The organism is Pseudomonas emilianonis (genome assembly GCF_023072625.1).
In the GTDB taxonomy this organism is placed as follows: Bacteria; Pseudomonadota; Gammaproteobacteria; order Pseudomonadales; family Pseudomonadaceae; genus Aquipseudomonas; species Aquipseudomonas paraveronii.
Map to the genome: position 1 here is coordinate 1 of NZ_JAKNRV010000196.1, position 9,583 is coordinate 9,583.

Consider the following 9,583-nt stretch of genomic DNA (forward strand, 5'->3'; position numbering starts at 1 on the left):
CAGGCGCCAGCCAGAAATTCAGCGGCCACATGCCGGCCTTGGCCAGGAACGCGGTGGCGAGGATCGCCGCCCCCGCGTGCAACAGGCCGCGATCGGCCTCCGGCACCAGCGGGATTTTCAGCGCCAGGTCAGCGAAGTTCAGCGTGCCGGTGACGCCATAGATCAGCGCTGCGCCGATCAGGAACAGCGACGACGCCAGCAGGTTGATCGCGATGTAATGCAGCCCCGACGACACCCGCGCACGGCCGGAACCGTGGAGCATCAAACCATAGGAGGCCGCCAGCAACACCTCGAAGAACACGAACAGGTTGAACAGGTCGGCGGTGAGAAAGGCGCCGTAGAGGCCCATCATCTGGATCTGGAACAACGCATGGAAACTGGTGCCCGCGCGGTCCCAGCGGGCCATGGCGAACAGCAGCGCACTCACGCCGATGATCCCGGTGAGTACCAGCATCAGCGCCGACAGTTGGTCCACCACCAGCACGATGCCGAACGGCACTTGCCAGTTGCCGGGCAGGTACACGCCAATCGAGCCGGGGCCACCTTGTTGCGTCCAGTACAGCAGCAAGATCGCGATAGCGAGGCCGAGCATGCTGGAGAACAGGTTGATACGCGCCTTGAGCGGGCGGTGCTTCTCGCCGAGCATCAGCATCAGGGCAGCGGTCAGCAACGGCAGCAGGATCGGCGCGACGATCAGTTGATTGACCCACGTCATTCCTTGGGCTCCCGGCCGTCCACATGGTCGGTGCCGGTCAGGCCCCGCGACGCCAGCAGTACCACGAGGAACAGCGCGGTCATGGCGAAGCTGATCACGATCGCCGTCAGCACCAACGCCTGGGGCAGGGGATCGGTGTAGTGCAAAAGGTCTTGCGGCACGCCGTCCTTGATGATCGGCTCCTTGCCGATAAACAGGCTACCCATGCTGAAAATGAACAGGTTGACCCCGTATGACAACAGGCACAGGCCCATCACCACCTGGAACGTCCGTGGTCGCAGGATCAACCAGACCCCGGAGGCCGCCAGGACCCCAATGGCAATTGCGATGACTTCTTCCATCAGGCGGCTCCTTCCGGTGTAGCAACGGTTTTCGGCTGGTTGCTCGGTTTATGGGCCCGCACCGATTGGTGACCGAGAGCGGTGAGCATCAGCAGCGTCGAGCCGACGACCATGGCGTACACGCCGACGTCGAAGAACAGCGCGCTGGCGATATGGATGTCGCCCAGCACCGGCAAGCTCAAATGCCAGGTATGGGTGGTGAGGAACGGGTAGCCGGCGAACAAGGCACCGAGGCCGGTCAGGGTCGCCGAGAACAGGCCGAAGCCCATCCAGCGCATCGGTCGCAAACTCATCTGCGCCTCGACCCACTGGGTGCCGGCGACCATGTATTGCAGGATAAACGCCACCGACATCACCAGGCCGGCGACGAAACCACCGCCCGGCTGGTTATGGCCACGCATGAACAGATAGAACGACACCACCAGCGCAATCGGCAGCAGCAAGCGCACCAGCACCGCCGGCACCATCATGTAGCCCAGGGCGGTGTCGCTGGCTTGGCGTGGGTTGATCAGGTCGGTGGCCACGTCCGGCGCGAGTTGGCGCTGTTGCGCGGGCAATTGCATGCTTTCCTTGGAGGGGCGGAAGCGCCGCAGCAGGGCGTACACGGTCAGCGCCACGGCGCCGAGTACGGTGATTTCGCCCAGGGTGTCGAAGCCACGGAAATCCACCAGCATCACGTTTACCACATTGCTGCCGCCGCCTTCGGGGAGGGCGCGGCTCAGGTAGAACGAGGAAATATCGTTGGGCGTCTGGCGGGTCAGCATGGCATAGGACAGCAGCGCCATGCCGCCACCGACCACGGTGGACAGCAGGAAGTCGCGCAAGCGGCGAATGCGTGCCTTGCGCAACGTATTGGGCAGTGGCGAGACTTCTTCGATCCGTCGTGGCAGCCAGCGCAGGCCCAGCAGGATCAGCACGGTGGTCACCACTTCCACGACCAACTGCGTCAGCGCCAGGTCCGGCGCCGAGAACCACACGAAGGTGATGCAGGTCATCATGCCGCACACGCTGACCATGGTCAGGGCCGCCAGCCGGTGGTACTTGGCTTGCCAGGCGGCACCGAGGGCGCAGGCAATCGCCAGCAGCCACAGGGTGACGAATACGATGGACCCCGGGATCTTCGGCCGGTCGCCCCAACTGAGGCCGCTGTTGAGTATTGGGATCATGCCGCCGATCACGGCGACTAGCACCAGCAGGAACAACTGCGTCTGCAGGCGCTTGGTACTGATGCGTTTCTCGATCCTGCGCACGCCGCGCATCATCACCACCAGGCAGCGTTCGAAGGCGCGCTTGCCATTGAAGTAGCTGATGATCGGCGGGTACTTGAAGCGCCCGCGCTTGAGTTGCTTGCGCAGCAGCAGGTAAAGCACCACGCCGCCGGACATCGCCACCAGGCTCATGATCATCGGTGCGTTCCAGCCGTGCCAGATGGCCAGGCTGTATTCTGGCAACACCCCGCCGACTACCGGCAGTGCGGCGGCGGCGAGGATCGAGCCGACCACCTGGGCCGGGAAGATCCCCACCAGCAGGCAGGTGAACACCAGCAGTTCCACCGGCGCACGCATCCAGCGTGGAGGCTCGTGCGGGGTGTGGGGCAGGTCGGTTGCGGGCGGGCCGAAGAACACATCCACCGTAAAGCGCAGCGCGTAGGCCACGCTGAACGTGCCGGCGATGGTCGCGATCACCGGCAGGGCGATTTCCACCCAGGCGGTCGCTGAGATAAACACCGTTTCAGCGAAGAACATCTCTTTGGACAGGAAACCATTGAGCAACGGCACGCCGGCCATGGACGCACTGGCCACCATCGCCAGGGTCGCGGTAAACGGGATCAAGCGCACCAGGCCGCTGAGCTTGCGGATATCGCGGGTGCCGCTTTCGTGGTCGATGATGCCGGCCGCCATGAACAGCGAGGCCTTGAAGGTGGCATGGTTGAGGATATGGAACACCGCAGCGACGGCGGCCAGCGGGCTGTTGAGGCCGAGCAGCAGGGTGATCAGCCCGAGGTGGCTGATGGTGGAGTAGGCCAGCAGGCCCTTGAGATCGTTCTGAAACATGGCGCAGTAAGCGCCGAGCAGGAGGGTCACGGCGCCAGCACCGCCGACGATCCAAAACCATTCGTCGCTGCCGGACAGCGACGGCCACAGGCGGGCCAGCAAGAACACGCCGGCCTTCACCATCGTCGCCGAATGCAGATAGGCCGATACCGGCGTCGGTGCCGCCATGGCGTGGGGCAGCCAGAAGTGGAACGGGAACTGCGCGCTTTTGCTCAAGGCACCAACCAGCACCAGGACCAGCATGACCGGGTACAGCGAGTGCGCGCGAATCTGATCGCCCGCCGCCAGTACCTGGTCCAGGTCATAGCTGCCGACGATATGCCCCAGCAGCATCACCCCAGCCAGCAGGCACAAACCGCCTGCGCCGGTGACCATCAACGCCATGTAGGCGCCGCGTCGCGCATCGGCGCGGTGGTGCCAGTAGCCGATCAGCAGGAACGAGAACAGGCTGGTCAGTTCCCAGAAAAACACGATCTGGATCAGGTTGCCGGAGATCACCAGGCCGAGCATGGCCCCCATGAAGGCCAGGAAAAACGCAAAGAAGCGTGGCACCGGATCGTCCGGTGACATGTAGTAACGCGCATACAGCGACACCAGCGTGCCGATGCCGAGTACCAGCATCGAGAACAACCAGGCGAAGCCATCCATGCGCAAGACGAAATTCACGCCCAGGCTGGGCAACCACATGAATTCTTCGCGGATCACTCCGCCGTGGGCGATTTGAGGGTAGAGCAGGGCGACTTGAACGGTACCGGCCAGGGCGATAAGGCCGGCCAGCAGGGATTCGGTGTTACGCGCATTGTGCGGCAGCAAGGCCGCCAGACAGCTGCCGATAAAAGGCAGAAGCAGTAGAACTATCAGGGACATAGGGCTCTAATCTGCGGGAGTTTGGGATGCATCATACGTGCCGCTTTGTCGATCACCAAACGGCAACATGTGGCTGAATCCTACAAGGTAGGCTGAAAACGCCCATTTGGCATTGTTTCAAACGCCCCTTTCCCACAAACGCCACCGCCCCAGATGGGAGCCGGGCTTGCCCGCGATGGCGATTTGACTGCCACCGCTACAGCTCGGACCTTACCCCTGCTGCTCCTGTTCCTTCGCATTTTGCAATTCGACGGCTTTCTGCCCGCGGGTCTTCAGCTCGCTCACCACCACCGCCGCCACGATCAACGCCGCCCCGACCATCGCAATCGGCGGGAACCGCTCCCCGGCAATCCGCCCAACCACGCCGGCCCACACCGGCTCGCCGGCATAAATCAACGTGGCTCGCGTCGGCGAAACGCTCTGTTGCGCCCAGTTCATCGCCACCTGGATCACTGCGCTGGTCAAGCCCAGGCCCACCGCACTGAACAACAGCAGCCAGGAGAACCCCGGCAGCGCCTCGCCCATCGGCACCACCATCAGGAACGACAACAACGACGCGGTGGCCAGTTGCACCACGGTCACTCGACGCACGTCCACTTGCCCGGCAAACGCGCTGATCAGGATGATCTCGGCGGCAATCGCCACCGCGCCGATCAGCGTGGCGATTTCGCCGGGGCTGAAATTCAGCGAGGCACCGGCAGGGCCGGTCAACAGCATCAACCCCGCGAACGCCAGCATGATGCCAATGCTCGGCATCAACCCCGGCCGACGGCCCAGCACCAGCCATTGCAACAACGGCACGAAAGGTACATAGAGCGCGGTAATAAATGCCGACTGGCTGCTCAGAATCGTCTGCAGGCCGATGGTCTGCAACCCGTAGCCGAACATGATCGCAACGCCGATAAATACCCCGGCTTTCAACTCGAACAGGGTCAGGTCGCGCAGGGTGCGCAAAGAGAAAAAGCCCACCGCGATCGTCGCCGCGGCAAACCGCAGGCCCACGAAAAACATCGGCCCGCTGACCGTCATGGCGTGCTGCACCAGCAAAAAGGTGCCGCCCCAGATCATGGTGATGAACACCAGGATGCATTCGGCTTTGCTGAAGCGGTTGAAACGCGAGGGAGCATTCGGGGTGGTCATGGCGGCTCAGTCTTGCAAGGGAAGGGCGCGGAACGCACAATGCGTCGCACGCTGGGCAGTATACTGCGCACACCCACCCATTGAGCAATATAGTGCACAAAGAAAATCCGCAACGGGCCTCGGTCCTGCAGCACGTCAGCCAGAATGTTCGTCGCCTGCGTCATGCCGCCGACTTGAGCCAGACGGCGCTCTCGGAAAAGTCCGGGGTCAGCCGGCGCATGCTGGTGGCCATTGAGGCCGGCGAGAAAAACGTCAGCCTGTCCACCCTCGACCGTGTCGCCGAAGCGCTGGACGTAGCCTTCAGCGACCTGATCCAGGCACCCGACGCACCTGACCATAGCCGCATCAACGAACTGGCCTGGGCCGGGGACATCCCCGGCAGCAAAGCCGTACTGCTCGCCAAAGCCACGGCGCGGCGTGAAGTCGAACTGTGGGAAATGCGCCTGGAGCCGGGCGATCGCTACAGCCCCGAGCCGGACCCGGATGGCTGGAGCGTGCAGTTGTTCGTGTTCGAAGGCAGCCTGACGTTGGTGCTGGATGACCAGGAAAAGCCGGTCGCCGCCGGTGAGTTCTTCATGTTCGCCAGCCGCCAGGCCCACGCCTATCGCAATGACGGCGACGTGGCGGTGCGCTTTGTACGCAATGTGGTGATCTAACTGTTTACCGGGCAACAGTGGATGGGCACTTTGCTTGATCGCAAGCGGCTGTCCATGCGTTAAAATGTTAGCAAGTCACTGATTTTATTGATGATTGGTTTCAGGCACGACTCCTGCAATCACTCCGGTATCCCCTTGGACTCTGGAGTCGGCCCATGTCAGCCCACCCTCAACACCCTGCTCATATCATCCGTTCAGACGCTGAAGCCATCGAGGTCGCCACGCGCCTGGCCGCGCGCTTCGCCGTCGATGCCAGCGTGCGCGACCGCGAGCGCCGCCTGCCGGTGGCCGAACTCGACGAATTTTCCGCCAGTGGCCTGTGGGGTATCACCATCCCCAAGGCTTACGGCGGTGCCGAAGTGTCCTATGTGACGGTGGCCGAGGTGATCAAGTTGATCGCCGCCGCCGATCCGTCCCTGGGGCAGATCCCGCAGAACCACCTGGGTGTGGTGGATATCCTGCTGCAAACCGGCAGCGAGGAGCAAAAGCGCCACTACTTCGGCAAGGTCCTGGCCGGCTACCGTTTCGGTAATGCCTTCTCCGAGGCCAAGAGCAAAAACGCCGGTACCTTCGACACCCAGATTCGCATACACGCGGATCACGCCCAGATCAATGGCGAGAAGTTCTACTGCACCGGCGCGCTGTTCGCCCATATCGTGCCCGCCGTTGGCACCAACGAACAGGGCAAGGCCTTTATTGCCTTCGTCGAGCGCGATGCGCCGGGCCTCACGGTCATCGACAGTTGGGACGGCTTCGGCCAGCGCACCACCGCCAGCGGCGGCGTGACTCTCGACGGCGTGACGGTGCCCCTGAGCGCGGTGATTCCAGCGCACCTGGCGTTCGATCAACCGACCGCCGACGGCCCGATTTCGCAAATCATCCAGGCGGCGATCGACACCGGCATCGCCGTGGGCGCCCTCGAACAAGCGAAAATCTACGCGCGCCAGGCCCGTCCATGGATCGACAGCCAACAGGATCACGGCTGGCAGGACCCATTCACCATCGCCGCCATCGGTGATCTGGAATGGCGCGTACACGGCACCGAAGCCATTCTTGCCAAGGCCGGCAAGGCGGTCGATCAGGCCCTCGCCGAACCGAACGAAGACACCGTCGCCAACGCCTCGCTGATCGTCGCCCAGGCCAAAGTCCTGTCGGCCGAAACCGCGTTGCTCGCCAGCAGCAAGCTCTTCGAGCTGGGCGGCACCCGCTCGGTGACCGGCAAGCACAACCTCGACCGCTTCTGGCGCAACGCGCGCACCCACACCCTGCACGATCCGGCCCGCTGGAAATACCACCTGATCGGTAACTTCGTGCTCAACGGCGTCAAACCCGCACGCCATGCCTGGAACTGAGGAGCCTGCCCCCATGAATGCACTGACCCAACCCACCGCGCTGGACCAGGCTCGCCAATTGCTGGAGAGCACCCGACGTCTTGTGCAAACAAGTGATGACCCCTACGTGATCAGCCGCTTCGGCGACTGGCAGATCCGCGTGGAGGTGGCCGCCGCGTTGCTGGAATACGCCCAAACCCACCCAACGCCTGTCGCCTTCACCGAAGCGCAGATCGCCGCCGCCGAAGCGTTGCTGTTCGCCAGCGCTGCCGAATTCGAACTGACCGGCCACTGCACCGCGCTGGCGCCAACCCTCGAAGACCCGCTGCGCTGGAAGTACCAGATTGTCGGCAACTACCACCTCAACGGTGTCGCCCCCGGGAGTGCTGTTTGATGGCCCGTGAAATTCGCTTGAATGCCTTCGACATGAACTGCGTCGGCCACCAATCCCCCGGCCTGTGGGCGCACCCGCGTGATCGCTCGTGGCAGTACAAGGACCTGGAATACTGGACCGACCTGGCGAAAATCCTCGAGCGTGGCAAGTTCGATGGCCTGTTTATCGCCGACGTGCTGGGTATCTACGATGTGTACAACGGCAATGGCGACGCGGCGATTCGCCAGGCGACCCAAGTGCCGGTCAACGATCCGCTGTCGCTGATCGCACCGATGGCGCTGGTCACCGAACACCTGGGTTTTGGCCTGACCGCGTCGTTGTCCTTCGAACACCCGTATCCGTTCGCTCGGCGCCTTTCTACCCTCGACCACCTGACCAAGGGCCGGATCGGCTGGAACATTGTTACCTCCTACCTGGAAAGCGGCGCCAAGAACCTCGGCCAGAACGCCCAGACCGAACACGATGCACGCTACGACTACGCCGAAGAGTACCTGGAGGTTTGCTACAAACTCTGGGAAGGCAGTTGGGAAGACGGCGCGGTGCTGCGTGACCGCGAGCGGCGGATTTTCAGTGACCCGAGCAAGATCCACGAGATCCGCCACGTCGGCAAACACTTCCAGGTGCCCGGCATTCACCTATGCGAACCGTCGCCGCAACGCACGCCGTTGCTGTACCAGGCGGGCGCGTCCAGCCGTGGCAAGCAGTTCGCCGCCGAACAGGCCGAGTGTGTGTTTGTCGCCGCGCCGTCCAAAGTGCAGCTGAAAAAGACCGTCGCCGACATTCGTCGCCGTGCGGCCGAGGCCGGGCGTGATCCGCGCAAGATCCTGATCTTCAATCTGCAGACGGTGATCGTCGGCGAGACCGACGCGAAGGCCAAGGCCAAGTTCGAGGAATACAAATCCTACGTCAGCTACGAAGGGGCCATGGCGCTGATCTCCGGCTGGACCGGCATCGATTTCAGCCAGTTCAAGCCCGACGAGCCGCTCAAACATGTGCATACCAACGCCATTCAGTCGGCGGTGGAAGCGTTTTCCACGGCCGATCCGAACAAGGTCTGGACCCCCAAAGAGCTGGCCGACTGGGTCGGCATCGGGGGGTTTGGCCCGCTGTTTGTCGGCGGCCCGGAAACCGTGGCGGACTTGCTGCAGGAGTGGGTGGAAGAGACCGACGTGGACGGCTTCAACCTGGCCTATGCGCTGACCCACGAAACCTTTATCGACGCGGTGGAGCTGCTGGTGCCGGAGTTGCAAAAGCGCGGCGTGTACAAGACTGAATACGCCCAGGGCACCTTGCGCGAGAAGTTGTTTGGTGAAGGCCCGAGGTTGCCGTCGAACCACCCTGGCGCCGGCTACCGCGATTTGTCCGGCCAAAACAAATCCAATGTGGGAGGGGGTTTGCTCCCGATAGCCGAGGGTCAGTTAGAACATATTTGATTGATCCGTTGCTATCGGGAGCAAGCCCCCTCCCACGTTTCGATCTTCATTGCCTGATCAACATCAGCCAGCGGACCACCGCACGCTTACCCACCCAATAGGAGCATTACCCCTATGAGCGTGCATGACCTCAAACGCCCACTGGCGTTGGAATGGCCGGCCGAGCTGCTCGGTCACCGGCCCAAGGCCCTGGAACAACTGCGCCACTGGGCGCAAATCACGCCGCTGCACACCGCCCTGCGCCACAAGCGCCAGGGCCAGTGGTACGCCTGGCGCTGGATCGACGCCTTGCGCGATGTCGAGCGTCTGGCCGATGGCTTGCGCCAGCAGGGGTTCAACGAACAATCGCGGTTGGCGCTCTGCGGTGCTTTCGAGCCCAATTTGTTGCTGCTGGCGCTGGCCGCCCAATCCGTCGGCGGCCAGGTGCTGACCCTGGCCGATGACTTGGAACCCGAGGCCCTGCGTCAACAACTCTGGCGCATTCGTCCGAGCCATGCCCATGTGCACGATCGCCGGCAGCAGCCTGGGGCATCGATCAATGTGTTGGACTTCGGCCAGTTGCTTGGCCCCGTCGATCCGGCCCGCCCCCTCAGCCGCTGGTGGCACCCTGCCGGCGAGAGCGTGCTGTGGAGCGAGGAGGGCACCCATTGGC

9 protein-coding genes are annotated in these 9,583 nt (G+C 63.1%); 5 read left to right on the forward strand and 4 right to left on the reverse strand.

Annotated elements, in window-relative coordinates; genetic code table 11:
- From L9Z73_RS18665 to L9Z73_RS18680, 4 genes are all read right to left on the reverse strand, one after another.
- Positions 1-715, reverse strand: a 715-nt coding sequence (locus L9Z73_RS18665; protein WP_282598676.1) for a proton-conducting transporter membrane subunit, incomplete at its 3' end; no start/stop codon positions are given.
- Positions 712-1,056 (reverse strand): Na+/H+ antiporter subunit C, encoded by a 345-nt coding sequence (locus tag L9Z73_RS18670; protein WP_007986256.1) that lies wholly within the window; start codon positions 1,054-1,056, stop codon positions 712-714. The genes L9Z73_RS18670 and L9Z73_RS18665, both read right to left, overlap by 4 nt.
- Complete coding sequence (locus L9Z73_RS18675) at positions 1,056-3,977, reverse strand: monovalent cation/H+ antiporter subunit A (protein WP_247403859.1); 2,922 nt, start codon at positions 3,975-3,977, stop codon at positions 1,056-1,058. Before L9Z73_RS18675 ends, L9Z73_RS18670 begins: the two co-directional genes overlap by 1 nt.
- Before the next feature lie 210 nt (positions 3,978-4,187).
- On the reverse strand, positions 4,188-5,117 hold the full coding sequence (locus L9Z73_RS18680; RefSeq protein ID WP_247403863.1) for a DMT family transporter: 930 nt from the start codon (positions 5,115-5,117) through the stop codon (positions 4,188-4,190).
- 92 nt (positions 5,118-5,209) lie between these two features.
- Between L9Z73_RS18680 and L9Z73_RS18685 the strand changes: the two genes are divergently transcribed.
- The 5 genes from L9Z73_RS18685 to L9Z73_RS18705 form a co-directional block, all read left to right on the forward strand.
- Complete coding sequence (locus tag L9Z73_RS18685; RefSeq protein WP_247403865.1) at positions 5,210-5,773, forward strand: helix-turn-helix domain-containing protein; 564 nt, start codon at positions 5,210-5,212, stop codon at positions 5,771-5,773.
- A gap of 155 nt (positions 5,774-5,928) precedes the next feature.
- Positions 5,929-7,125, forward strand: a complete 1,197-nt coding sequence (locus tag L9Z73_RS18690; RefSeq protein ID WP_247403868.1) for an SfnB family sulfur acquisition oxidoreductase — start codon at positions 5,929-5,931, stop codon at positions 7,123-7,125.
- 13 nt (positions 7,126-7,138) lie between these two features.
- Complete coding sequence (locus L9Z73_RS18695; protein WP_247403871.1) at positions 7,139-7,498, forward strand: acyl-CoA dehydrogenase; 360 nt, start codon at positions 7,139-7,141, stop codon at positions 7,496-7,498.
- Positions 7,498-8,931, forward strand: coding sequence for an LLM class flavin-dependent oxidoreductase (locus L9Z73_RS18700; protein WP_247403874.1), 1,434 nt, complete (start codon positions 7,498-7,500; stop codon positions 8,929-8,931). Before L9Z73_RS18695 ends, L9Z73_RS18700 begins: the two co-directional genes overlap by 1 nt.
- 114 nt (positions 8,932-9,045) lie before the next feature.
- Positions 9,046-9,583 (forward strand): AMP-binding protein (locus L9Z73_RS18705; RefSeq protein WP_247403877.1); only part of this gene is annotated, 538 nt, incomplete at its 3' end.

What these genes read in the sequence shown, in the direction of transcription:
- L9Z73_RS18680 (WP_247403863.1), bottom strand. Translation starts at nt 5,117, where the DNA reads ATGACCACCCCGAATGCTCCCTCGCGTTTCAACCGCTTCAGCAAAGCC.
- L9Z73_RS18675 (WP_247403859.1), bottom strand. Translation starts at nt 3,977, where the DNA reads ATGTCCCTGATAGTTCTACTGCTTCTGCCTTTTATCGGCAGCTGTCTG.
- L9Z73_RS18670 (WP_007986256.1), bottom strand. Translation starts at nt 1,056, where the DNA reads ATGGAAGAAGTCATCGCAATTGCCATTGGGGTCCTGGCGGCCTCCGGG.
- L9Z73_RS18695 (WP_247403871.1), top strand. Translation starts at nt 7,139, where the DNA reads ATGAATGCACTGACCCAACCCACCGCGCTGGACCAGGCTCGCCAATTG.
- L9Z73_RS18700 (WP_247403874.1), top strand. Translation starts at nt 7,498, where the DNA reads ATGGCCCGTGAAATTCGCTTGAATGCCTTCGACATGAACTGCGTCGGC.
- L9Z73_RS18690 (WP_247403868.1), top strand. Translation starts at nt 5,929, where the DNA reads ATGTCAGCCCACCCTCAACACCCTGCTCATATCATCCGTTCAGACGCT.